This window comes from Marinimicrobium sp. C6131, from assembly GCF_026153455.1.
In the GTDB taxonomy this organism is placed as follows: Bacteria; Pseudomonadota; Gammaproteobacteria; order Pseudomonadales; family Cellvibrionaceae; genus Marinimicrobium.
In genome coordinates this window covers 2,551,664-2,574,990 of the sequence record NZ_CP110629.1, presented here as the reverse complement: position 1 = coordinate 2,574,990, position 23,327 = coordinate 2,551,664, and the positions used below count along the sequence as shown (strand labels likewise).

Sequence of the window (23,327 nt, the reverse complement as noted above, 5' to 3'; positions counted from 1 at the left end):
CGTCTCGGTAGAGGTGCGAGCGAACTGTTGGTGCCAAACACAGCGGCGCTAGCTTACGAGGATCTGGCTACCGCAGGCAAGGCAATTCTATATCTGGTTAAAGCTCATGGCTGATAATCCGCGTCAGGCCATAACTCATTAATTTCCTCCGCTTGAAGGTCGGCATTAAACTGCTCCCAAACAATGCCATTTACATCCACATCCTGAGTGAATTCTTCTGCAGATGGGTCTTCCCAACCAAGGTGACGCAAAGAACCCGGATCTACTTTAGCGTCTTGGCGCACAGACAGGTTCAGAGTGGCTGTTCGCCACAAAGCGTACTCGCCAGGGACGACCAAACTCGGCTCAGCATTCAGTCGTTGGCTGTAATCCGAAACGGTTTCAGTGATCTTGTCAGTTGATATGGCTATATGAAGTTTTTTCACAGTATTCCCTTTGCCGTTTACGTTTTCGTGGGCGAATTTGACGGCTTTGTTAGCCGTGACGCTATTTTTGTCCAATAACATCCTCAACAAACTCCATTTCTGTTCGATATGTTCGTGGACCGAAATTGCTATGATTTCCTTCACCATCCCAGCCTCCGACAACACCGACAAACTCTTCATCTCCGAATTTCATGGATTTTTCGTAGGTATAATAGGAAAACCCAGATTCATTCTTTTGGACCAAAACAAAATAGCAATTGGCCATAGCCTTAGGCTCTGGAAAACTGATAGATATCGCGTTTCGATTTATAACCGGATTTATTTTAATTCCATCAGAGTATTCTTGACTGATAATATCAGCTGCTGCCGCCAATAGGCGTTCAGCGTTTCTATTGTAAATATCAAAGTAAAATGCTCCGTCTGACTCAAAAACCCATTTCGGAATTAGCTTGTGTTGAAAATAATAAATTCTGCGCGAAATTGACACTTCTTTTTCGTTCTCTACTACCCTATCCTCCAAAACCGCCCCTTCGGATGTCGAGGTCACATTGGCGCATGAGGATACTAAGAGAGCAACCACGAGACTCAAGAAAACTTTCAATTTATGCTCCCATCTTGAACTGGCGATTAACGCCCCCAAGCAGGGGCATATTTTGCGTTTTGAGCGCAGCGAAGCAAAATATGTCCCACTGCCTTGGTTTGTTACAAGTGAATTCGCTGCGTAGCTTCCCAAAGGGCAATTTTGTTTGAGTCGTATGCTAACAGCGATTCCGCCTCAATAGCTGAGCACCACTTTAGCTCTGTATGCTCAGCAGAGACCGCCTCTCCAGGCTGGGCCTTAACCATAAAAGAGTATTCTGGGATCACGAACGTTCCGTTCCCCCAGTTTTCGTGACCTATGTAGTATATTTTTGGCAGCATACACATGCTTTGCAATTGAATCCAATGATCACCTTCCAAAGAGGCCTCTTCATAGAGCTCTCGTTTAGCAGCCTCCAACGGCTCTTCCTTATCCTCACCACCACCGGATATTGCTTGCCAGTAGCCGCCATCGCTTCGCTTACCGATGAGGAATTTGAGCTCACCATCTGTAACATAATAAGGAAGCACAATAACCTGAAATGGAGCTCTCATTGCCTATTAGACCGACTTGTAACAACATTATTAGACGGAAAATTTCCGTATTTAAAACCGGAAATTTTCCGCCTTTCACATTTGGTTGCTTTTATAACATGCCAGGAAAGCCCCGTCACTCCGCGCTTAGAACGCATCGCTATAACGAGGCTAGGATAAAATACGGAAACTTTCCGCGTGTGGGAGGTTACGTGGAAATGCTGCTAGGCCCCCAGGGTTCTGAGAGCCTGAAGGGGCTTTGCCGGATCAATCGGCTCCGAGGTACCGCTTCCGCTTGTTCGCTTTCATCTTGCTCAAGTCGGCGAGGAACAGGCCATCCAGGCACTCCCCAAAATCCGAATCTACGCTGAAGGCGAGCAGGTGATAACCGCCCTCTTCGAACAGGGCGGGGTAGTGCTTGAACAGCACCGGGAGAGGGTGGCCAGCGGTTTTGAAGGTCATGTTCAGGTGGTCGTAGGCGGCGTCGCGGTCCATGGGGACGAACAGGCGATTGAGGGCCATTCGGCTTTGCGGGTCGATCAGATGCGGGTGGCGGGCGCTGGCGAGGGCGGCGGGCATGGCGTAGTAGCGCTGGTGATAGGCCACCAGAGCGTCGCGCAGCGGTTTGGGGTGGTCGGCGCTCAGGCTGACCGGTCCGATCAGGTAGCGGATGTTCGGGTGATGGCGCAGGTAGGCGCCCAGGCCCTGCCAGAGGTAGTCCAGGCTGGCTTTGCCCCAGTAGTCCGGATTGACGAAGCTGCGGCCCAGTTCCAGTGCCTGTTCCAGGTAGGGTCTCAGTGCCGGCCGCAGATGGAACAGCTCGGCGGTATAGAGCCCTTCCAGTCCGGCTTTCGCGATCAACTCGCCGGTAACGCCAATGCGGTAGGCGCCGGCGATGGCCAGGCGGTTCGGGTCCCAGAGGACGAGGTGTTGATAGCTCTGGTCGTGGCGGTCCAGATCGCGGCGCCGGCCGGTGCCTTCGCCCACTTTGCGAAAGGCAATTTCCCGCAGTCGGCCCAGTTCACGCATGACCGTGGGGTGTTGGTCCCACTGGCAGAGCACAATGGTCTGTCCGTCCCGGGTGTGGCCGAGTTTTTGGGCCTGAGCCAGTTCCTGTTGCAGTTGCAGCGGGTGTTCCGGGTGGGCGATGGTTTTTTCGGTGACGAACAGGGTTTTCTTGCCCCGGCCGAGTTTGTACAGGTGTTTTTTGAGGCGTTGAATCAACGGCTTGTCCGCGAGGTTTTTGGCTTCCAGAGCGCGGGCGGGAATGGGCTCGCCCACCCGAAAGCGGATTTCCGCGGAGCGTTTGTTGAACATCTCATGGGCCAGCAGGGCGGTGGCCAGAGGTTTGAACACGGCGGAGGCGCTGTAAAACAGCCAGGAATTTTTTGCCTGAATGTGGACCGGCAGCAGGGGCGCACCGCTCTTGCGGGCGAAGTGCAGAAACCCGGAGCGCCAGGCGCCGTCGCGAATGCCGGTGGGGCGTGCGCGGGAGACTTCTCCGGCGGGAAAGATGATTACCGCCTGGTCCTGCTCCAGGGCCTGGTGAATGCGTTTGTAACTTTGGCGATAGGCGCCGCCGGTCATGTTGTCCAGTGGCAGCAGCAACTCGCGCAGCGGTTCAAAGGCGCTGAGCAGGTCGTTGGCAACGATTTTGACATCGGGGCGCACCCGGCTGACCAGATGAATCAGGGCCAGTCCGTCCAGTGAGCCGATGGGGTGATTGGCGATGATCACTACCCGCCCCTGGGCGGGAATATTGTTCTGCTCGCGCTGGGGCACGCTGTAGGTAAAGTTGAAGTAATCGAAAATACGCTCGATGAAGTCCAGGCCTCGGGCGCCCCGGTGCTCCTCGAGAAACTGGTTGATGGTCCGCTCGTGAACGAGTTTGCGCAACAGGCCCAGAGTGGGTTTGCGCAGCAGCGGAGCGCTTCGGGCGAAGCGCGGGAATTTGTGGTTGAGCGATTCTTCGATATTGAGCATGGACGGCTGACCTCGGTGGACTCTTCCGCCGAGGCTAGGGCCGAACTGTGACGCTCCGGTGACGAAGCGATGAAGGATTAATGACGGTCCGGGTCCGCGCCGATCAGCCGTTGCAGCTGTGCCTGCTGCTTGTCGAGCAATTGCCGGTAGGGGGCTTTGACACCGATCAGTACACCGGTATCCGAGTCCAGTTCGAGGTGCTGGTGCAGTTCATCGTCAATCAGTTCCGGTGCGATCTCGATACCATTGACGCCGGGCGTTGCGGCGCTCTGCTGGTACTGGAAGGAGGTTGCCAGGTTGGTGTGGGGCAGCGGATGGATACGCGCGGCCAGTTTGAGCTTCGGGCCCGGGTTCAGGTGTGACAGCTCCCCCAGCAACTGGGCGCTGCACAGCGCACGAAAAGCACAGTCGCTGTGGCTTTCGCCGGAGAAGTCGATCAACAGGGTATCGCCCGACAGGGCGACCTGTTTGCCGCTGTACAGTGACAGTATGTTGCGCAGTTGTTGCTCGAACTGGCTCAGTTGCTGAGTGAAACTCTCCTCGTTCAGTTGACGGCTGAGGGTCTCCATATTCAGCAGCCGTAACCGCAGGCGCAGTTGGGCGGGTGGCGGAGCATCGGGCTCGCCGTCATCGCTCGGGTCGTCCGGGGTGGCGCGGGCGCTCGGGTCATCGGGTGCTGACTGCCCCTGAACGATGACCGGTGGCCGGCGCAGTGCGGGTAGCCAGGGCAGGGTGGCGGCCGTCAGGGTCAGCAGGCTCCACAGGAGCAGGAATTGTCGGTCGGCCGGACTCAGGGCGGGTGGAATCATGGCCACCTGCAGATGCCCGGCGATGTTGTCGGCCAGCGCGATGGTGGCGGTGTAGCGACGGAACTGACCGGGCTCGGCCTCGCCAGGAGGGAAGCCGCTCTGCACCAGCAGGCGGTTTTCCACATCGTGGATGGTGGCGCCCATCACCTGTGGGTGGCGGGTCAGTTCCTGAAGTACGACCTGCAGGCTGATCATGTCCTGGCTCAGAGTGGCGTCCACAGCGCGCTGGGCGGTGCTGCGGGCCAGAGTCTGCCCGAAGCGGTCCAGTTGCTGACTTTGGGTGTGCAGGCTGGCTCGGGTGTGTAACCCGGCGGCCAACAGGCCGAGCAGCACAATCAGGGCGGTGCCGGCAATGGGTTGCCAGTGGGGCTTGAGTCGAGCGTAGAGGGCCATGCAGATCCTTGAGTGTGGGTACCCGGTGGGGCACCCGATACAAAGTGGCCTATTTTACGGGCGTTCTTCCCGTGGATGCCAGCGCGTTGACCCGGGGATTTGATAAAGGCCACAGAAACATCAACGCATGGCATCTGTCCCCGGGGAACCGGTATAATTGCCGCCCGTCCCATTCCTTATTGCCAACCAAGTGAGTCCGTGTGAAAGACATCGTACTGATCAACGTTTTCGGGGATGACAAACCCGGAGTGACCTCCTCGCTCGCGGCCGAGCTGTCCGGCTTCGGCGCCAGCATTCTGGATATCGGCCAGGCGGTGATTCACGATGATCTGGCGCTCGGCATGCTGGTGGCGCTAGAGCCCGGCCGGGCCACGGCCGAGACGTTGCAGAGCGCCATTCGCACCCGCGCCGATGCCCTGGGTGTGCGGGTACGTTTTGAGTCCATCGAGCATCGACGCTATCAGGAGTGGGTGGACCAGCAGGGCAAACCGCGGCATATCGTGACCCTGCTGTCCCGGCAGGTGATGGCCGAGCAGATTGCCGAGCTGACCGCGGTGACCGTGCGCCACGGGCTCAATATCGACCACATCAATCGCCTGTCCGGCCGGGTACCGCTGGATGCGCTGGATACGCACAGCAGTGCCTGTGTGGAATTTTCGGTGCGCGGCGCGCCGGCGGACACTCAGGCGCTGCGGGCGGATCTGATGGAGTTGTCCACCCGCCTGGAAGTGGATATTGCGTTTCAGAAGGACACTCCCTACCGGCGCAATCGCCGCCTGGTGTGTTTCGACATGGACTCCACCCTGATTGAGGCGGAGGTGATCGATGAGCTCGCCAAAGCCGCCGGCGTGGGTGATGAGGTGATTGCCATTACCGAAGCGGCCATGCGCGGGGAGCTGGACTTTCAGCAGAGTTTCGCCAAGCGCCTGAGCCTGCTCAAAGGGTTGGATGAGTCGGTGCTTGAGGGTATTGCTCGCAACCTGCGCCTGACCGAAGGGGCGGAGAAGCTGATCGCCACCTTGAAAAAGCTGGGTTACAAAACCGCGATTCTCTCGGGAGGCTTCGAGTACTTTGGCCGCTTTCTGCAGCAGCGCCTGGGTGTGGATTATGTCTACGCCAACGAGCTGGAGATTGTCGACGGCAAGGTGACCGGACAGGTATCGGGCACGGTGGTGGATGGCGCGCGCAAGGCGCAGTTACTCAAGCAGTTGGCGGAGCGCGAGGGCATTACCCCCGAGCAGGTAATTGCCGTGGGTGATGGCGCCAATGATCTGCCCATGTTGAACGCCGCCGGTTTGGGCATCGCGTTCCGGGCCAAGCCGTTGGTGAAGGCCTCGGCGGAGCATGCGATTTCGACCTTGGGGTTGGATGCGATTTTGTATTTGTTGGGTTTTCGCGATCGGGAGCATGGGGATTTGTCGTAGGGTGGTGACGGCGGATGTTCGGACAATGGTAACGGCGGATGCGCCTTTGGATTATCCGCCCTACGGCCGAGCGCAGCGGTATAGATCCGCGTAGGGGCCGAGCGCAGCGATTAGGCGCCGCATCCGCCGTCACCCAACCATGAGTGCACGACAATCCGAAAATCCGCGTAGGGCGGATAAGGGCGAAGCCCGCATCCGCCGTTACCGTTGCCGAACTCAACTCTCCATATTGAAATCGTAATCCATCGACTTGCTCGGCTCCTGCAGATAATACCCCTGAATGTAATGCACCCCGGCCTGCCACAGGGTCGCCAACACGCTGGCGTTTTCCACAAAGGGCACCACCGTGGTCACGTCTTCCTCGTGCAACTTCTTGATCAGCTCTACCAGGGTATCCGGACTTTCATTGTTGTTCTGGATGTCCTGGGTAAATGAGCCGTCCACTTTCACAAAGCCCAGTGGCACGTGCTTGAAGACGTTGTAGGGGTTGAGTGAGCAACCAAAACCACTGATGCTCAGACAACTGTTGAATTTCTCCAGATGCTTGGCGAACGCCTTGGCCGCGGTCAGGTGATTGGTGATATCCACCTCGCTGGCCTGGAAGACGATGGCATCGGTGGGCAGTTTCGCGGCCTTGAAGGCGACCCGCAGCCAGGGCGGCAGGCTGTCGTCGCACAGGGACTGGCCGCTCAGGTTGATGATCAGCTTCGTGTGGTTACCCTTGCTGCGATGCTGGGACAGCATCTTGATCGACTCCAGAACCACCCAGCGATCGATTTTGTGAATCACGTTCATCTTCGCGGCGGCGTCGAGGAACTCGGTGGGGGAAACCTCTTCATCGTCGGCGTTCAGCAGGCGCAGCAACACCTCGTAGTACTCGTCGTCCGAGCCCCGCAGGTTGATGATCGGCTGGAACAGCAGACGGAACCGGTCATTGTCCAGAGCGTGCTGCACCTCGGCCATCACATCCCGCTCTTTGCGTTCATCAGCGGTCATTTCCGGCTCGTACAGGCGCGCGGCGTTACCCTGGCTTTCCGCGCGGACCTTTTCCATGGCGCTGACCGCCTGTTCAATCACGGACTCGGCGCTGGAGCTGGTGTCGTTGATCAGGGAAACGCCGATGCTGGCGGTCAGTTGAATGGTCTTGCCGTCCACATCGACGATGTGGTCTTCGATGGCTTTGCAGATTTTCTCCGCCCGCATGACCGCGGCGTCGGGCTTGATGTTGGGTGCGAGCAGAATAAAGGCACTGTCGCCGAAACGGGCCAGCAGATCATTGTCCTGGGCGTGCTCACGCAGTAACGTGGCGATGTCGCTCAGGGCCATGTCGGCACCGGCGACGCCGAACGCGGCCTGGACCTGTTCGGCGTAGTGGTCGATGTCAATGTAAATCAGGCTGGCTTCCGCCGGTTGCTTGCCCCCCTCACCGGTGAGCATCTTTTCCAGGCGGTCCACCAGATACTGGCGGTTGTACAGCCCGGTGGCCAGGTCCTGCCATTTGATCTGGGCGATTTGCGCTTCCAGTTCCTCGCTGGTCTCGGCGACGCCGGCACGGGCCAGAAACTGGATGCAGGGCTCTTCATCATAGGTGGCCCGGGAGACTTCCAGGCTGATATGGGTGGTTTCGCCGTTGTGTTTGACCCCCTCAAACTCGACCTTGGTGGTCTCGGCGTCATCGCCTTTAAGGGTGAAGTTTTTCAGGAACTGCTTGAGCTGTTTGTGATCCTTTTCGGCCACCATGTCCATGATGGGCAGGCAGTCGATATCATCGCGATCCTCATAGCCGAACAATTCGGCAAAGGATTCGTTGGCGTACAGGTACAGGCCGTCCTGCACGTAGGCGATGGCATCCCGGGAGCTGTCCAGCAGGGCCTGGCTGCGGCGCTCGGCTTCGCGGAAACGGCGGTCGGCGATGCGTCGTTGCTGACGCTGCTCCCGGTTGTCCATTTCGCGCTGGATGACCAGCAGCAGGTGCTGGTCTTCGTCCAGGCGTACCACATCGGCTGCGCCGAGTTTCATCCCGTCGACCACGGCCGCGCTGGTTTCATCGTCGGTTTGCAGGATCACGGCCACATCGCGGTTCAGACGGCGGATCTGCCGAATGGCGGATTCGGGGGTGACATTGGTGGTCTTGTCATGACCAATGAGCAGGTCCCAGGTCTGCTCCTGTAGCAGCTTTCCCAGGCGTTCCTCACTGTCGACGTGCTGGGCGCGACTGGAGCGCCCGGCGTTGTGGAGCATGCTGGTCAACCGCTCGGCCTCTGAGCGGGAGTCATTCAAAATCAGCAGGCGGATTGTCTCGTTGGAATCCATAAAAGGTTACTGCACTCTCTTGCAAGCCTGACCTGTGTCTGTGAGGCCGCTCGGTCGATGAATGCTTCCGTGCGTCGGACAGGGGTTGTCATCCCTTTAATCCTGTTCGTTTCAGCTATATTAACTGATTGACAAATACCCTCAATACCAATGTTGATATATCCGCCAACAACCCAGAATTGATGGTCATTTTGTGAATCAGCTTTCCGTTTGCGGGACTGTGGCCCTATAAGTCGTCGCCATCGCCCGCATCTCCCTGGCCGGGCATCAGCTCGCGGAACTCAAACTGGCTGATGGCGCCAGTGGAAAAACGTCGCCGGGTGAGTTGTACGGTGGTCTGGGTTCTGTGGTTGTCTTCCTGTTGACCGCTGTTGCGCCGGTACAGGCGCACTTTGCTGTATTCATGAAAGGTTACGGCGTTGGTAATCAGGGTGGCCGGCTGGTTGATGGCTTTCAGCGGCGGAATTTCCAGCGCACGCAGGAACTCTGAAAACCCCCCGGTTTTGTAGATCACTGCGGCCCCGAGGGGCGATGCCTGAGGGGCGAGCGTCTGTACGCCAATCAGGGTGGACTCCCGGGACTGTTGAACCCAGCGAACCACACCGATGCTCCATTTCAGTCGGCCCGCTTCCTGCAGGCCCAGTAATTCTCCCGCCTTCAATTGGGCCGGAACCTGCTCGCGCCACTCCAGACAGTAGCCCCCCAGGCTGACGTCCACGATGGGAACCTGAAAAGTCGGGTGATCGCCCCGGTAGTCCTGCTGCTGACGCTGGCGGATGTTGTGTTCGATGTTGAAGGTGGCCAGATGATCGCCAGCCAGTTTCCCGCCGCCGGCGTCGAACGCGGAACCCCAGGGGTCCGGCTCGGCGGTGGCCGCCGTGGGCAGGCGTCCGCCAAACAGACCGTCTTCCTCGCGGTGCACATGGGTGGCCTGGTTCATAAACAGCTTGAAGGGCTGCCCACCGGCCATCTGGAAGTGCACGTTGGACAGGCCGATAGTGACATTCATCTGCCCGCCGCTGGCGCGTCGTTCGAAGCTGCGCTGGGCAAGCAGGTGCCAGGAGTGGCTCAGGTGCTCGTTGAGCGAGAGCGTCAGTCCCAGGCTGTCCCGGCCACCGCCCGGACGGGCGCCGAGCGATGCCCGGGCCTCTTCCAGCGCGGTGACCACCGGTCCGGTATCGAGCTCGCGGATGGCACCGCCGGGTGCCTCCGGTAGTCGGGATTTGTATAACGGGGCGCTATCGCTGTCCAGCACAACCGCAAACAGGTTGTCCTCCTGGACCGGGTCATAGGCCACCATGTGCGCCAGTGGCGCCAACTGCTCCAGGGCGTCGTAGGTGTTACTGACTTCGGTCTGGCGCAACTGGTTGGGGCGGGCGCTGGCGAGTAACAGCAGGCGCTGGTAGCAGCGTTCAATGGTGTTGGTCAACTGGTGACCGGGCAAGGGTTCGGTCACCGTCTGTCGGTGAACCTGCCACTGCTCGGCCAGTTGGTACAGGGTATGGATTTCCAGCCACAACCGGCTGGGGACCGGGGTGTACAGTTGGTAACTGCGCAGTAGTAGCAGACCCAGGCCGGTCATGGCCCGGTGCAGCGCCAGAGCGCGCCGGTTCTGCAGGGTCTCGGCATCCCCCTTGGTCACCTGCCCGAGTTCACGCACCGTCACCAGGTAGGCGTTGCTCATGTGTTTCTGCAGCGCCTGGGCGACGGTAGCGGTTTTGCGGGCGGCCTCGGGCAGGATCAGGGGCTGGTTGAGAAACTGTGGCGTCAGCCCCTGAATGGCCTGTTGAACGGCGGGCCGCAGCGCCTCGAGCATGTCCAGGCGCACCTGGGGAGTCGTTTTGAGCCGGCCGATTTCCGGGAGGGCCTTGTACAGCAGACTGCTTACGAAACTGATGCGGGTCATGGGCAGGGCGCGTACCCAGTCGGCGACTTTGCCGGCCTTGGGGGCACAAAACGACAGTGTGTCCAGGTCCTGGGGCGGGACTTTGAAACGGTTCAGCAGCTCGTTCGGCGGCATGTCGGCGGTCATTCACTATCCTGTCTGGGGCGGTCGCCGTGCCATGGGGAGGTGGCGGTCCGGCTTGAATTGTCCTGACTATAGCAGATCGCTCCGCCGGTAGCAGAGCAGGCTGGTGGACACGGCTCAGGCGATGGGGGTCTTGTTGGGCTCCCCGGCGATTTCCCGCACCAGCCGGGGTACCAGGTAGCCGGGCAGTCGGGCGCGCAGGCGGTCCATCAGGACGAGCGCCTCATGCTCCGGCACGTCAAAATGGTGGGCGCCGGCGACCGGGTCAAGCAGGTGCAGGTAATAGGGCAGTACGCCCCACTCAAATAAACGCTCACTCAGCGCAGCCAGGGTGGCCGCCTGGTCATTGATGCCCCGCAGCAATACCGCCTGATTGAGCAGCGTAATGCCCGCCTGGCGCAGACGGCTCAGCGCGGCTCCCACACTGTCATCAATCTCACGGGGGTGGTTGCTGTGGATCACCAGGGTGGTGTGCAGGTGATGGCCGGTGAGCCAGTTCAGGCAGTCATCGTCAATCCGGTTGGGCAGCACGATCGGCAGGCGGGTATGGACCCGCAGGCGTTTGATGTGGGGGATGGCCGCCACCCGCTCGGTCAGCCAGGCCAGTTGCCGGTCCGGGGCGTTCAGCGGGTCGCCGCCGCTGTAGATCACTTCGGTGATACTCTGGTCGGCGGCAATGTAATCCAGTGCCTCCTGCCAGCGGGCCCGGCCCGGGTTGTTGTCGGCATAGGGGAAGTGGCGACGAAAACAGTAGCGGCAGTTGATCGCGCAGCCGCCGGACACAATCAACAGCACCCGCCCCTGGTATTTGTGAATCAATCCGGGGTGAGGGTTGGCGTCGGCTTCGCCCAGGGGGTCCCGACTGTAGCCCGGGGCCGCTTGAAGCTCCTCGCCCAGGGGCAGCACCTGGCGCAGCAGTGGGTCATCCGGGTCGCCCTTGCGCATCCGCTCGACAAAGGCGCGGGGCACCCGCAGGGCGAAGTCCTGGCTGGCGGCGAGGGCCGCTGGCAGTTGGGTCGGGTCCAGCTCCAGCAGGGCGATCAGTTCCCCGGGTGAGCGAATGAGATCCGCCAGCTCGTTTTGCCAGCGGGGGGCACTTTTGCCGGCGGGGGCCTGCCAAGTGGCAGCAGTTCGATGTATCATGTGCGCCTTTTAATCCAGAGAAGCGAGAGGGCGTAATGGCCACCTATTCTATCAACGATTTCCGCGTCGGTCTGAAAGTCATGCTCGATGGCGACCCCTGTAATATTGTCGAGAACGAGCTGGTCAAGCCGGGCAAGGGCCAGGCCTTCAACCGGGTCAAGCTGCGCAACCTGAAAACCGGGCGTGTGTGGGAGCGTACCTTCCGCGGCAGCGAGAGCCTGGAAGGGGCCGACGTGACTGACCTGGATATGGAATACCTCTATAACGATGGCGAGTTCTGGCACTTTATGGAGCCTACCACCTTTGAGCAGCACCAGGCGGACAAAAGTGCTGTGGGCGATGCGGCCAAGTGGCTCAAGGAGCAGGACAAATGCGTGATCACCCTGTTCAATGGCGCCCCGTTGGCGGTGACGCCGCCCAACCACGTGGAACTGGAAGTGACTGAAACCGATCCGGGCCTCAAAGGTGACACCGCCCAGGGCGGCACCAAGCCCGCGACCTTGAGCACCGGTGCGGTGGTGAAGGTACCGCTGTTCATGAATGTGGGCGATGTGGTCCGTGTGGATACCCGCACCGGCGAATACCTGGGCCGTGCGTCCAAGGACTGATGCCTGGCCACACCATCCGACGACCCGTCGGGTGGTGCCCCCCTCCCTTATATTCCCGATGTTCCGCCCATGATTGATTGGCAGCCCTCCGCGTCACTGGAGCTTGTACGTCTGCGCGCCCGCGTGTACCAGCGTATCCGACAGTTTTTTGCGGAGCGTGAAGTGCTGGAGATCGAGGCGCCGGTGATGGGCGCCGCGGCGGTGACCGACCCGTTTATCGACTCGGTCACCGCTCAATGCGGGGGACGTACCTATTATCTGCAGACCTCGCCGGAATTTGCGATGAAGCGCCTGCTGGCGGCGGGGGCGGGGCCGATCTACGCCCTGGGCAAAGTGTTCCGCAACGGTGAGCGGGGGCGCAAACACAATCCGGAGTTCACCCTGCTGGAGTGGTATCGCCCGGGCTGGGACGATCGGGACCTGATGCGGGAGGTCGAAACGCTTATCGAGTTGCTGCTGCCTGGACTTGAGGTGACCTACCTGAGCTATCGGCAGTGGTTTGAGCGGCACCTGCACATTGATCCCCACACCGCCACCGCCGCCGAATTGGCCACGCTGGCAAAGGAGCGTATCACGATCGAGGCGGAGGATGAGGACCGGGACTTTTGGCTCGATCTGCTGGTCACCCATGAGCTGGAAGCCTCTCTGGGGCAGGGGCTGACCTTTGTGTACGACTATCCCGCCAGTCAGGCCGCGCTGGCCCGCCTGGCCACCGACGATCGGGGGCAGACCGTGGCCCGGCGCTTTGAAGCGTTTATCGGGGGAATGGAGCTGGCGAACGGTTACTGGGAGTTGACCGATGCTGAAGAACTGCGCCGGCGGTTCCTCGCCGATCAGCAAAAGCGCCGCGCTCTGGACTTGCCGGTGTACCCCTCGGACGACAAGCTTCTGGCCGCCATGACCGCCGGACTGCCCGACAGTGCCGGTGTGGCGTTGGGGGTAGACCGGTTGCTGATGTGTTTGAGTGGTGCGAAACAGATTGCCGATGTCCTGGCCTTTGACGTCGATCATCTTTAAAGCCCCTGACCGGTGCGAGCCTTCATCATAGCGTCATACTATGACGACATTAGCTTGTGAACCGCCGGGCACCTGATACGCTTAATAGTGGGCAGCGCGGTAAATTCCGTAACACAAGGAATTTACCGCGCTGCCCACCAGGTGCCGGTAGTTCCCTGTGGGCTGCATATTACGGTCAGGTGTGCGTGCAGACGGGACGACACCCTCACAATGACAACTCAGTGAGGTAGGCCGTCATGAAGATCATTTACGACGCGTCGATTCCCGCCAACGACCAGCCCCTGGTCATGACCCGAGGCGATCAAGAACGGGTGGAGATGCATTTGCGTCAGGATGAGCAGCGACATTTCACGCTGTTTGCGTTTGCCGGCGATCATCGCCGACCGGCAAGAACCCAGCAGCAGGGCCCTTATCACTGCCTGGAGCAGGCCAATGGCGCTCGGCGGGCAATCGCCGCCGCCTTGCGAACTCAGGGGTACCGGGTGAGTGACGACGTTCACCCCGTGTGGTGCCTGGAGGCCCAGCGGTGTATCAATGCCCTGCGGGAGGCGCACCAGCAGTTCCCGGTCAGCTACAAATTTGACCCCAAGGATGTGTACCTGGACTGGTGAGGGCGGAACTACTGCTCGCTGTCGTCCTCTGACGTGGTCGACACGCCCAGGCGGGCGGCCTGACGGCGCCAGCGGCGTCGAGCCAGTTCCTGCATGTCCCGGGTCTTGTCTTTTTCGTCCACGATTTCCAGTCCCAGCAGTGCCTCCAGAACGTCCTCCAGCGTAATAATGCCCACCACGGAGCCGTACTCGGTGACCACCAGAATAATATGCGTCTGCTCCCGCAGAAACTCTTCCAGTGCTTGTGTCAGAGGCATGCTGTCGAGCAGCGCGGGAATGGCGCGGCGATGACGCCGCAAGCGCTGATCGCCTTCACCCCGGGCCTCCGCCAACAGCAGATCATCCAGTAACACAATCCCGTTGATATTGTCCGGGTCCCCGGCATACACCGGAATGCGGGAAAAGGGCACCGAGTGGCGGCTGGCCAGAAAGTCGTGAATGGTCTGATCCTCGTCTGCGGAGAACAGAACGGTACGCGGTGTCATGGCGTCCTTGATGGGAGTGTGGCGCAGCAGGAGGAGGTTTTTGAGAATGCCGGATTCACGCTCATCCAGGTGGCCTTCCTCGGAGCTCAGGTCGGCCATTACCGTCAGTTCGTGCCGGTCCAGTCCGGACGACTGATTATCGCCCCGGGTGATCAGCCGGGTAATGAACTCGGACATCTTGATGAACGGGTAGAGCACAATAATCAGGTAGTGCAGACCGTACGCGGTCATCGGCGCGAGCGCACGCCAATAGTAGGCTCCCAGCGTCTTGGGCACAATTTCCGACAACACCAGGATCAACAGGGTCAACACGGCTGAGAAAACACCGAGATAGGCGCTGCCAAACACCACGGTAGCCTGGGCGCCGGCGCCGGCGGCGCCGGCCGTATGGGCGATGGTATTCAGGGTCAGAATGGCGGCCAGGGGACGATCAATGGTGGTCTTGAGTTCCGCCAGAAGCAGGCCGGAACGTTTGCCTTCCTGTTGCTTCAGACTGGTGTAGGCGGTGGTTGTACTCAGCAACACAGCCTCGGCCACCGAGCATAAAAACGATACACCCAGGGCGATCAGAACATAGACAATCAGCAGCGTCATGGTGTGGCTCAGGTTGGTGGAGACGGGGTGCTCTGGATGATAACAGGGGGAGGATCGGCTGCCCACCGCGGCGCCGACAGGGAGAGCGCTCCGGGGAGCGTCTCATGCCCCGGGGGATAGGTCGGCGGCCGTGTGGATCTGATTGCCGCCGGCTTCCTTGGCCCGATACATCGCCTGGTCCGCGGCGCGAATCAGGTCGGCGTCGGTGATGGCATCGTGCGGGTAGAGCGCCAGGCCGATGCTGGTGGAAATGTGCATCGGAATTTGCCGGACCTGAAACGGTTGGGCGCAGGCGTGTCGAATTTTCTCCGCGACGGTGCGGGCCTCGTCGGCACCGGTTATGTCGTCGAGCAGGACCACGAACTCATCGCCACCCATTCGGGCGACGGTATCCGCCGCGCGCAGGTTGACAGTCATTGCCTGGGAGACCTGCTTGAGCAACTCATCGCCCAGCTCATGCCCATAGTGGTCATTTACCACCTTGAAGTCATCCAGATCGATGAACATCAGCGCCAGTTGCGTGCGGTGGCGCTGGGCGCTGCGCAGCGCCTGCTCCAGGCGGTCGGCGAACAGCGCCCGGTTGGGCAGGTTGGTGAGTGGGTCGTGCTGCGCCATATGGCGCATATGCTCTTCAATCTGTTTGCGCTCAGTCACATCGCTGATAAACCCGTACCAGCGTGTGGTGCCGTCCTCCAGCCGTTCCGGCTGGGCGTTGCCTTCGAGCCAGTGCATTCCCTGGATCGGCAGGACCACCCGGAATTCCGTATGCCAGGTGGTGAGATGGCGGGCGGACTGAATAATCGACGCGAACAGGTCGTTGTAGTCTTCCGGATGTACCCGGTCGAAAACGGCCTGGATATCTTCACTCGCCTCGGTCGGCGTGATTTCCAGGTACTCTTCGATGCGTCGACTGGAAAACGGCATGCGGAAGCGGCCATCCGGGGCCATTTCAAACTGGTAGATGACTCCTGGGGCCTGAGCCGTCAGGTTGTCCAGCAACTGAACCCGCTCCAGGGTCGCCTCGCCTTCGGCCCGGGCTTTATACACTTGGCCGATCTGGTAACTGACCACCTGGGCGAGCAATAGCACCTCAATCAACACCGCCACCATGCCGAGGTGCTCGACCAGAAAGATCGGGTTGCTGGTGCTTTTCATGGAGATGGCCAGTAACGCCGGCACGGCAAAGGCGGCGTTGGCGAACAGATACAGCCGCGCCACTTTGCTGCCCTGCAGGCTGCGGGCGATACCGCAGGTCAGCCCGTACAACGCAAAGATGGCGACACCCACCCGACAGAACTCGAGCGACCAGTTGGGAGCCAACAGCGCCATTGGCCAGAAGCTGACCAGTACACCTATCGCGCCCATGCCAAGCCAGAACAGAGCGGGGTGGGTGTCCCGGGTGATGCGCAGCAGCCGAATGACAAAGCCGATGTATACGACGTTCGAAAACAGAATGGGGGTGCTGATCAGGTAGAACCAGGTCCAGCCAAACAGCTGGCTGTAGACCAGGAGGGCGGCGCCGTTGTAGAGCAGATTGCCGAGTATGAACAGCGCGTACAGCAGGTCCGTGTGGGAGCGGCGCCACACCGCCATGACGGCGTAATAGAACATCAGCGCGAAAAATATGCCCAGACCGACCAGAGTCAGGCTCTGGGTGAGCGGGATGCGGCGTTCGTAGTCCTGGCGCTCAAACAGGTAGGGCTCGGGCAGGGCCAGGTAGAACGGGCTCTCCATACGGGTGAGTATCCGGAACTGACCGGCGGGCAGGTCCAGCGAGCGGCCGTGGCGCAGGAAGTACTCGTAATCCTGATGGTGTTGCAGACCGCCACTGATCTCGGTGATCAGGCGGTCATCGTCATCATAAACGCGATGAATAAACCCGTTCAGGGTAGAGGAACTGGCAAAATCCAGAACCAGCTCGGCGGGTTCCTCCAAAGTCACATCCAGTTCGTACCATAGCACTCCGCCGCCGGCCGGCTGCACAGCAACGGTAGTCAATTGATCGCGGGGCGGGGCAACCGGTGTCACGGCGCCGTCAGGGGGCATTGCGATCCAGCGGCCGGACTGATGCAGGTGGCGGCCGGGCTCGGCGGCGGTCAGCGGTAGGGCCCACAGCGTGAGCAGGCTGAGGCAAAGCCCGACGACAAATGACACTCTCAGCAAGCAGGCGCCCTCGTGAGTTTGGGTGGCTCGGGTGGGTGGCGGTGAGAGCCACTGTGACAAGCATCGGCCAGAAACGGTGCGCTGGCAAATCGAATCCGCATCGTAATCGGCAGGTTGAGCGATTGGGGGCTCACCGTCCGTGTGGCGCATTTTTCATGTCTTGCGGCAAAATAGCAAGGGTTACGAGTCCTGTGCAGAAACTGAACGCCATCGCTGAACCCCGCTGTGGTCGTGGTCTGCGTCAGTTACCCAGCAACCATTCACACCCTTTTGCACAGATTCTGTGGATAGCAGCCTGCCTGTGGATAACCCGGGTTGCGGTGCTGAATGCCCGAGTTTGCGTTAGAATGCCCGGCTAACTGATGATTTGGAGGTGGCTTTATGGAAACCCTACCCGAGACATTACGGGAAAACGTCCGGCTGTTGGGCGAGCTGTTGGGGGATACGGTTCGCGACCACGAGGGCGAGGACCTGTTCCAGAAAATCGAGGATATCCGCCAGTTGGGCAAGGCCATCCAGCAATCTGAAGAGGAAGACTCCACCCCGCTGGTCGAGCGGCTCGGCGAGCTGAATGATCGGGACATCCTGCCGATTGTGCGCGCCTTCAACCAGTTCCTGAACCTGGCCAATATCGCCGAGCAGGAGTATTCCTCCAGCGCGGAGGCGGAGCCGGATGATGGTCTGAAAAACCTGTTGCTGGAGCTGAAAGACACCTACGGACAGGAGCGCCTGAGCGAAGTCATCGGCGACCTGAATATCCAGTTGGTGCTCACTGCACACCCCACGGAGGTGACCCGGCGCACCCTGATTCGCAAGTACGATCAGATCGTCCACACCCTGAGTGATCGCCAGCGCGGCAACCTGCTGACCTACGAGCAGGACAAGCACCGCGGCCGGCTGCATCGGCTGGTGGAAGAGATCTGGAGCACCGATGAAATCCGCTCAGAGCGCCCCACAGCGGTCGATGAGGCCAAGTGGGGATTTGCAGTCATTGAGAACAGCCTGTGGCAGGCGGTGCCGGACTTCATCCGTCACCTGGACCGGCTCTGCTGCCGCCATCTGGACCACTGTCTGCCAGTGGACCTGCAACCGTTCAGTTTTTATTCCTGGATGGGTGGCGACCGGGACGGCAACCCCAATGTTACCCACAGCGTGACCCGTGAGGTGTTGCTGCTGGGCCGCTGGATGGCAGCCGACCTGTACCTGAAGGATATTCAGAGCCTGAGCAACGATCTGAGCATGCACGAGGCCGGCGCCGAGCTCAGTGCCCGCTTCCCGGGCAGCCCCACGCCCTATCGCGACCTGCTGGACGAATTGCGTCTGCGCCTGCAGACCACCCTGGAGTGGACCGAGGCGCGCCTGGAAGGCCGCACTCCCGAGTGGAACGATGCGGTCATCACCGAGCGTAAAGATCTGCTCGAGCCGCTGATGATGTGCTTCGAGTCGCTGCGCGAGGTGGGTTTCCCGCACATCGCCAACGGCCCGGTACTGGACAACATCCGTCGGGTGCAGAGCTTTGGTATCAACCTGGTGCCGCTGGATATCCGTCAGGATGGCGAGCGGCATGTGAAAGCAATGGATGAGTTGACCCAATACCTGGAGTTGGGCAGTTACCTGGAATGGAATGAAGAACAGCGGCAGGAGTTTCTGCTGGAACAACTCAACAGCAAGCGACCGCTGTTGCCGGCACGCTGGCCCATGAGCGAAGAGACCGAAGAGGTGTTGGCCACCTGCAAGGTCATCGCTCAGGAACCCCGGGAAACCCTCTCCCACTACGTGATCTCCATGGCCCAACAGCCCTCGGACGTCATGGTGGTGGCCCTGCTGCTGCGCGAGTGCGGCATGACCTGGAATATGCCCATCGTGCCGCTGTTTGAAACTCTGGACGATCTGGACCGCGCCCCCAAAGTGATGGGCCGGTTGTGGCAGATTCCCTGGTATCAGGAATACACCGCCGGGCGCCAGACGGTCATGATCGGTTACTCCGACTCCGCCAAGGACGCCGGAAAGTTCGCTGCCACCTGGGCCCAGTACAAGGCTCAGGAAAAGCTGGTGGACATTGCCGAGCAACAGAACATCAAGTTGGTGCTGTTCCACGGCCGGGGCGGCACCGTCGGCCGCGGTGGCGGTCCGGTGGAAAAGGCCATGGCCTCCCAGCCGCCGGGATCGGTGAAGGGCCAGATCCGGGTGACCGAGCAGGGCGAAATGATCCGGTACAAGTTTGGTCAGTCCCGCGTGGCGTTCAGCAGCTTTTCCACCTACGTATCGGCCACCCTCCGGGCCACCCTGATGCCGCACAAAGGGCCGTCCCAGGAGTGGCGTGACCTGATTGAGCGCATGGCCCAGAGCAGCCTGGAAGCGTACCGCAATGTAGTGCGGGGCCATCCGAAATTCGTGCCCTATTTCCGCAGCCTGACGCCGGAGCAGGAGCTGAATCTGTTGGCTCTGGGCAGTCGCCCGGCCAAGCGCAAGGCCACCGGCGGGGTGGACAGCCTGCGGGCGATTCCCTGGGTGTTTGCCTGGATGCAGGTACGGCTGAACCTGCCCTCCTGGCTCGGCACCCGTCAGGCGCTGGAATACGCGTTGGAGAATGCGCCATCCACGCTGGTGGATATGCTGGAAAACTGGTCTTTCTTCTCCAGTTTCCTGGACCTGCTGGAAATGGTGGTGGGCAAAGCGGATCTGCCGATCTGCAGCTATTATGAGAAGGAACTGGTGCCGGCGGAGTTGCATGGCCTGGGGCAGCAGTTGCGCGCGGACTTGAGTGCACTGGAAGTGCTGATCAACCGGATCAAGCATCAGGACGAGCTGCTGAGTGAGGAGCCCATGCTCCAGCGGGCGTTGCGGGTGCGCAAGCCCTACATGGACCCGCTGAGCTACCTGCAGGTCGAATTGCTCAAGCGCTATCGCAGCGGCAAGGAGATCAGTCCGGAGCTGGAAAAGGCGCTCAAGGTGACCATGGCAGGTATCGCCGCAGGAATGCGCAACACCGGCTGATCGTGTGGCTGTGCCCTATGCCCCCGGGTCGAGTGTGCTGTCACTCACTCGGGGTGCCGGTTTTTTCCGGTATCGGATTCGGACGCGCTGGTTCGCCGGACGAGCGTCTCCAGCGTGTCATCCTCCCCGGCGACCGCGATCTGATGGTCGATCTGAACGTGTATCAACGTCTCATCGCCCCGCTCATCGGTCATCAGCAGGTTCTCCAGTCGTGTCGCAATCTGCTTGACCAGATCCTCGGCCTCATGCTCCGTGCCATCGGGTAAAAACAGCGCGAACCGGCGCCCTCCCATTCGCGCAGCGATCTGGCCGGGGCGCAGGTAGCGGCGCACGGCCTTGCCGACCCGTCGCAGAATGTCGTCTCCGGCCTCGAGTCCGAGCTTCTGGTTCAGCTCTGTCAGGTTCAGTACCCGGAGGCCGATCACGACGGGCTGCTGGCCAGCGGCAAGCGCCTGCTCAAGCAGGGGGGCGCAGGTGGCAAAGAAATAGCGGCGGTTGTAGAGTTGAGTGAGTTGGTCGACGGTCGCCAGGTCCCGCTCGATCTGCTGGTAGCTGCCGAGAATCAGGCGGTTCATCCGGTAGGCGCGCCCCAGCTGATACAGCCCGAGGGCCGCGATCAGCAGACCGACCGGAATGCACAGGAAGCTGATGGCCTCGGTGAGCCATCCGTGCGGTTCAACCAGGTCGTTGATCAGTGCCTGCCAGACGCCGACAAAGTTGAGTCCGAACCCGATGGTGAGTTTACTGGCGATCGGTCGGCGCACCGGCAGGTAGGCCGCCGTGGCAAACAGCAGAAACGCGGCCAGGCAGAGGCTCAGATCCCGCAGAGTGCGAGGCCAGTCCACATTCTCCGGGCGCAGCGGAGGATTAGTATAGAACAGCAACAAGGCCCACGCGAACGCCAGCAATGCGGTCAACAACAAGGTGGAAAAAGCCAGCGAGAAGCGACTGAGCATGATCGAGTCTGAGTCCGGGGTCGTTTATCGTCAGTGTAGCAGGCGCCACAGTGCGGCGCTGAGGGTTACCTCGCGGTGCAACAGAGTGAGAAATGGTTATGAGCAGTGATGAGCGCGATGAATGGGCGCTGTTTGAACGGGAAATGCGCGATGTGCGCCCGATCAATAGTGAGCCCAGAGTGCCCCTGAACAAGTCGGATGCGCCAGCGCAAACCCTGGCGCAACGCCGGGAGATGGCGGTGCGCGAGGTGGTGGGGGCGGAGAGTAACTTTCTGTCCGGGGATTACGTGCCACCGGTCGACCCGCACGACCACCTGGCGTTCAAGCGCGACGGCGTTCAGAACGGGGTGTATCGCAATTTACGCTTGGGCAAATATACCGTGGATGCCCGTCTGGATCTGCACCGGATGACGGTGGAGGAGGCGCGCCGGGCGGTGTTTCAGTTTGTGCAGGATTGCATGGCACAGGATATCCGTTGCGGCCTGATCACCCACGGCAAGGGCGTGGGGCGCGAAACCCCGGCACTGCTGAAAAGCTGCGTGGCACACTGGTTGCCCCAGATGCACGAGGTATTGGCAATGCACTCAGCTCAGCCCCAACACGGCGGTAGCGGCGCAACGTATATCCTCCTGCGCAAGAGTGAACGAAAACGCCAGGAAAATTGGGAACGCCAACATAAGCGCCGCGGGTAGTGAAAGGACTTCGTATTGGAATGCTCCGCCTGGGTAACCCCTTGTGAGACACGCCGTAAATACATCCATGTAGGCTCGATCGCCTGCCGTCCAGGCAGGCGACGGTCTCACAAGGGGTTACCCAGCCTCCGCGGTGCCAACGTAACGTTTCGGGAACTAGCTACCGCGCTAATGTCTGAGTGTGGCACTGAGGGACGGGGAGGGAATGCCCTTTCAAGACCGTAAGCGGAGGGACTCCGCGCGTCGAGCCCCCAGGGATGGGTTTACGGCGTGTCTTGAAAGGGTATTCCCTCCCCGGCCCGGAGGTGAAGACTACTGGTGTCCCTGCACCAAAACATAAGGCTTGATTACCAGAGCCCAAACCTCGGCATCGGCCTCAAACCACGCCTGCGCCTGGGCGTCGCTGACCGCATCCACCTTGCCCTCCTCCATCCAGGCTTTGAACTGATCGGCATTATCCCGGGACAGCTCAGCGCCGACTTTTACCAGATCCAGCTCCGGGGCCACCGCAATGGCCCGGCCGGCGGCGAAAAAACGCTGCAGCTCCCGCCAGGGAATGGTGGCCGTTTCCAGATTCAGGGTCGCTTCCAGAGGTAGAGAATCGTCAGTCATAAAATGCATTGGCTTGGTGAGTCGGTTCAGACAAAACCGTCAGATACGACGGTTGCGAAAGGCTCGGGCCACGCGGGAGGCATTTTCCCGCTCAAGCGCGGTGCAGATGCGCTCCCCGGCAAGGATGAGCTTGTCCAGGTCCACGCCGTGCTCGATGCCCAGGCCGTTGAGCAGGTAGACCACATCCTCGGTGGCCACATTGCCAGCGGCACCCGGTGCGAAGGGGCAGCCTCCCAGCCCGGCGACAGCGCTGTCGATGGTGGCGATACCGGCATTCAGCGCCACCAGAATATTGGCCAGCGCCTGGCCATAGGTGTCGTGAAAGTGCACGGCCAGTCGTTGCGGGCCAACTTCCGGGAGCAGGTGCGCCAGGAGCCGCTCGGTATCGCCCGCAGTGCCCACACCGATGGTGTCGCCCAGAGAGACTTCCCGGCAGCCCATGGCCAGCAGCTCACGCGTCAGTGTCAGTACGGCACCCGGGGTAACGGCGCCCTCATAGGGGCAGCCCAGCACACAGGAAATGTAGCCGCGCACCGGTAGGCCCACGTCGGTGGCGGCGGCAATTACCGGCGCGAACCGCCCCAGGCTCTCGGCGATGGAGCAGTTGATGTTCTTCTGGCTGAAGGTTTCCGAGGCGGCGGCAAACAGGGCCACTTCATCGGCGCCGACGGCCAGTGCCCGCTCCAGCCCTTTCATGTTGGGGGTGAGGGCGGCGTAGGTGACGCCCGGACGGCGGTTCATGGCCTGGAGCAGCGCATCGCTGTCCGCCATCTGCGGTACCCGCTGGGGGTGGACGAAGCTGCCGGCTTCCAGATAGTCGAGCCCGGCGTCCGCCAGATCCTCCAGCAGTTGGTGTTTAGCGGTGAGCGGGACGGGGTGGGGTTCGTTCTGCAGCCCGTCACGCGGGCCGACTTCGATCAGCCGGACCCGCGTGGGGCGTTGGGGGTGTTGCTCAACCAC

The 23,327-nt window shown here is 60.6% G+C and carries 19 protein-coding genes; 6 read left to right on the top strand and 13 right to left on the bottom strand.

From position 1 onward, the window contains the following. Positions 1-104 precede the first annotated feature (104 nt). From OOT55_RS11140 to OOT55_RS11120, 5 genes are all read right to left on the bottom strand, one after another. Entirely contained in the window at positions 105-506 is a 402-nt protein-coding gene (locus OOT55_RS11140) for a hypothetical protein (RefSeq protein ID WP_265365944.1), read from the bottom strand. After that, entirely contained in the window at positions 487-1,026 is a 540-nt protein-coding gene (locus OOT55_RS11135) for a hypothetical protein (protein ID WP_265365943.1), read from the bottom strand. The genes OOT55_RS11140 and OOT55_RS11135 overlap by 20 nt, the downstream gene beginning before the upstream one ends. Positions 1,027-1,127: 101 nt before the next feature. Continuing rightward, on the bottom strand, positions 1,128-1,559 hold the full coding sequence (locus tag OOT55_RS11130; RefSeq protein ID WP_265365942.1) for an NUDIX hydrolase: 432 nt from the start codon (positions 1,557-1,559) through the stop codon (positions 1,128-1,130). 246 nt (positions 1,560-1,805) lie between these two features. Next, positions 1,806-3,521, bottom strand: coding sequence for a lysophospholipid acyltransferase family protein (locus OOT55_RS11125; RefSeq protein WP_265365941.1), 1,716 nt, complete (start codon positions 3,519-3,521; stop codon positions 1,806-1,808). 77 nt (positions 3,522-3,598) lie between these two features. Continuing rightward, complete coding sequence (locus OOT55_RS11120; protein WP_265365940.1) at positions 3,599-4,723, bottom strand: hypothetical protein; 1,125 nt, start codon at positions 4,721-4,723, stop codon at positions 3,599-3,601. A 200-nt stretch (positions 4,724-4,923) separates the two neighbouring features. Here OOT55_RS11120 and serB point away from each other — a divergent pair, with 200 nt between their 5' ends. Then, positions 4,924-6,147, top strand: a complete 1,224-nt coding sequence (gene serB / locus OOT55_RS11115) for a phosphoserine phosphatase SerB (protein ID WP_265365939.1) — start codon at positions 4,924-4,926, stop codon at positions 6,145-6,147. Between the two features lie 216 nt (positions 6,148-6,363). Here the strand turns inward: serB and OOT55_RS11110 are convergent, their stop codons facing one another. From OOT55_RS11110 to epmB, 3 genes are all read right to left on the bottom strand, one after another. Next, a complete protein-coding gene (locus OOT55_RS11110) occupies positions 6,364-8,460 on the bottom strand; it encodes an EAL domain-containing protein (RefSeq protein ID WP_265365938.1) in 2,097 nt (698 codons plus the stop codon). A gap of 226 nt (positions 8,461-8,686) precedes the next feature. Continuing rightward, a complete protein-coding gene (locus tag OOT55_RS11105) occupies positions 8,687-10,492 on the bottom strand; it encodes a hypothetical protein (RefSeq protein WP_265365937.1) in 1,806 nt (601 codons plus the stop codon). 114 nt (positions 10,493-10,606) lie between these two features. Further along, positions 10,607-11,632, bottom strand: coding sequence for an EF-P beta-lysylation protein EpmB (gene epmB / locus OOT55_RS11100; protein WP_265365936.1), 1,026 nt, complete (start codon positions 11,630-11,632; stop codon positions 10,607-10,609). A 35-nt stretch (positions 11,633-11,667) separates the two neighbouring features. Here epmB and efp point away from each other — a divergent pair, with 35 nt between their 5' ends. The 3 genes from efp to OOT55_RS11085 all read left to right on the top strand — a co-directional run bounded on the left by efp (position 11,668) and on the right by OOT55_RS11085 (position 13,868). Continuing rightward, positions 11,668-12,240: an elongation factor P gene (gene efp / locus OOT55_RS11095; RefSeq protein WP_265365935.1), complete on the top strand. Its 573-nt coding sequence runs from the start codon at positions 11,668-11,670 to the stop codon at positions 12,238-12,240. 69 nt (positions 12,241-12,309) lie between these two features. After that, positions 12,310-13,257 (top strand): EF-P lysine aminoacylase EpmA, encoded by a 948-nt coding sequence (epmA, locus tag OOT55_RS11090; RefSeq protein ID WP_322113807.1) that lies wholly within the window; start codon positions 12,310-12,312, stop codon positions 13,255-13,257. Positions 13,258-13,493: 236 nt separating this feature from the next. Further along, positions 13,494-13,868, top strand: coding sequence for a hypothetical protein (locus OOT55_RS11085; RefSeq protein WP_265365934.1), 375 nt, complete (start codon positions 13,494-13,496; stop codon positions 13,866-13,868). 8 nt (positions 13,869-13,876) lie between these two features. Here OOT55_RS11085 and OOT55_RS11080 read toward each other — a convergent pair whose 3' ends face one another. Both OOT55_RS11080 and OOT55_RS11075 read right to left on the bottom strand, forming a co-directional pair. Beyond that, the gene (locus tag OOT55_RS11080; protein ID WP_265365933.1) at positions 13,877-14,947 is read right to left on the bottom strand and encodes a CNNM domain-containing protein; all 1,071 of its coding nucleotides are present in this window, start codon (positions 14,945-14,947) and stop codon (positions 13,877-13,879) included. Between the two features lie 102 nt (positions 14,948-15,049). Beyond that, positions 15,050-17,101 (bottom strand): diguanylate cyclase domain-containing protein, encoded by a 2,052-nt coding sequence (locus tag OOT55_RS11075; protein ID WP_265368822.1) that lies wholly within the window; start codon positions 17,099-17,101, stop codon positions 15,050-15,052. A 390-nt stretch (positions 17,102-17,491) separates the two neighbouring features. On the opposite strand from OOT55_RS11075, the gene ppc reads away from it, so the two are divergent. Continuing rightward, positions 17,492-20,107, top strand: coding sequence for a phosphoenolpyruvate carboxylase (gene ppc / locus OOT55_RS11070; RefSeq protein WP_265365932.1), 2,616 nt, complete (start codon positions 17,492-17,494; stop codon positions 20,105-20,107). Positions 20,108-20,151: 44 nt separating this feature from the next. On the opposite strand, the gene OOT55_RS11065 is transcribed toward ppc, so the two are convergent. After that, positions 20,152-21,063 (bottom strand): GGDEF domain-containing protein, encoded by a 912-nt coding sequence (locus OOT55_RS11065; RefSeq protein WP_265365931.1) that lies wholly within the window; start codon positions 21,061-21,063, stop codon positions 20,152-20,154. A gap of 98 nt (positions 21,064-21,161) precedes the next feature. On the opposite strand from OOT55_RS11065, the gene smrA reads away from it, so the two are divergent. Further along, the gene (gene smrA / locus OOT55_RS11060) at positions 21,162-21,755 is read left to right on the top strand and encodes a DNA endonuclease SmrA (RefSeq protein WP_265365930.1); all 594 of its coding nucleotides are present in this window, start codon (positions 21,162-21,164) and stop codon (positions 21,753-21,755) included. Between the two features lie 312 nt (positions 21,756-22,067). Here smrA and OOT55_RS11055 read toward each other — a convergent pair whose 3' ends face one another. Both OOT55_RS11055 and OOT55_RS11050 read right to left on the bottom strand, forming a co-directional pair. Beyond that, the gene (locus OOT55_RS11055; RefSeq protein WP_265365929.1) at positions 22,068-22,367 is read right to left on the bottom strand and encodes a DUF2288 domain-containing protein; all 300 of its coding nucleotides are present in this window, start codon (positions 22,365-22,367) and stop codon (positions 22,068-22,070) included. A 39-nt stretch (positions 22,368-22,406) separates the two neighbouring features. Next, positions 22,407-23,327, bottom strand: coding sequence for a hydroxymethylglutaryl-CoA lyase (locus OOT55_RS11050; RefSeq protein WP_265365928.1), 921 nt, complete (start codon positions 23,325-23,327; stop codon positions 22,407-22,409).

What these genes read in the sequence shown, in the direction of transcription:
- OOT55_RS11110 (WP_265365938.1), bottom strand. Translation starts at nt 8,460, where the DNA reads ATGGATTCCAACGAGACAATCCGCCTGCTGATTTTGAATGACTCCCGC.
- OOT55_RS11085 (WP_265365934.1), top strand. Translation starts at nt 13,494, where the DNA reads ATGAAGATCATTTACGACGCGTCGATTCCCGCCAACGACCAGCCCCTG.
- efp (WP_265365935.1), top strand. Translation starts at nt 11,668, where the DNA reads ATGGCCACCTATTCTATCAACGATTTCCGCGTCGGTCTGAAAGTCATG.
- smrA (WP_265365930.1), top strand. Translation starts at nt 21,162, where the DNA reads ATGAGCAGTGATGAGCGCGATGAATGGGCGCTGTTTGAACGGGAAATG.
- epmB (WP_265365936.1), bottom strand. Translation starts at nt 11,632, where the DNA reads ATGATACATCGAACTGCTGCCACTTGGCAGGCCCCCGCCGGCAAAAGT.
- OOT55_RS11080 (WP_265365933.1), bottom strand. Translation starts at nt 14,947, where the DNA reads ATGACGCTGCTGATTGTCTATGTTCTGATCGCCCTGGGTGTATCGTTT.
- OOT55_RS11125 (WP_265365941.1), bottom strand. Translation starts at nt 3,521, where the DNA reads ATGCTCAATATCGAAGAATCGCTCAACCACAAATTCCCGCGCTTCGCC.
- OOT55_RS11055 (WP_265365929.1), bottom strand. Translation starts at nt 22,367, where the DNA reads ATGACTGACGATTCTCTACCTCTGGAAGCGACCCTGAATCTGGAAACG.
- epmA (WP_322113807.1), top strand. Translation starts at nt 12,310, where the DNA reads ATGATTGATTGGCAGCCCTCCGCGTCACTGGAGCTTGTACGTCTGCGC.
- OOT55_RS11120 (WP_265365940.1), bottom strand. Translation starts at nt 4,723, where the DNA reads ATGGCCCTCTACGCTCGACTCAAGCCCCACTGGCAACCCATTGCCGGC.
- OOT55_RS11105 (WP_265365937.1), bottom strand. Translation starts at nt 10,492, where the DNA reads ATGACCGCCGACATGCCGCCGAACGAGCTGCTGAACCGTTTCAAAGTC.
- ppc (WP_265365932.1), top strand. Translation starts at nt 17,492, where the DNA reads ATGGAAACCCTACCCGAGACATTACGGGAAAACGTCCGGCTGTTGGGC.
- OOT55_RS11130 (WP_265365942.1), bottom strand. Translation starts at nt 1,559, where the DNA reads ATGAGAGCTCCATTTCAGGTTATTGTGCTTCCTTATTATGTTACAGAT.
- OOT55_RS11140 (WP_265365944.1), bottom strand. Translation starts at nt 506, where the DNA reads ATGTTATTGGACAAAAATAGCGTCACGGCTAACAAAGCCGTCAAATTC.
- OOT55_RS11065 (WP_265365931.1), bottom strand. Translation starts at nt 21,063, where the DNA reads ATGCTCAGTCGCTTCTCGCTGGCTTTTTCCACCTTGTTGTTGACCGCA.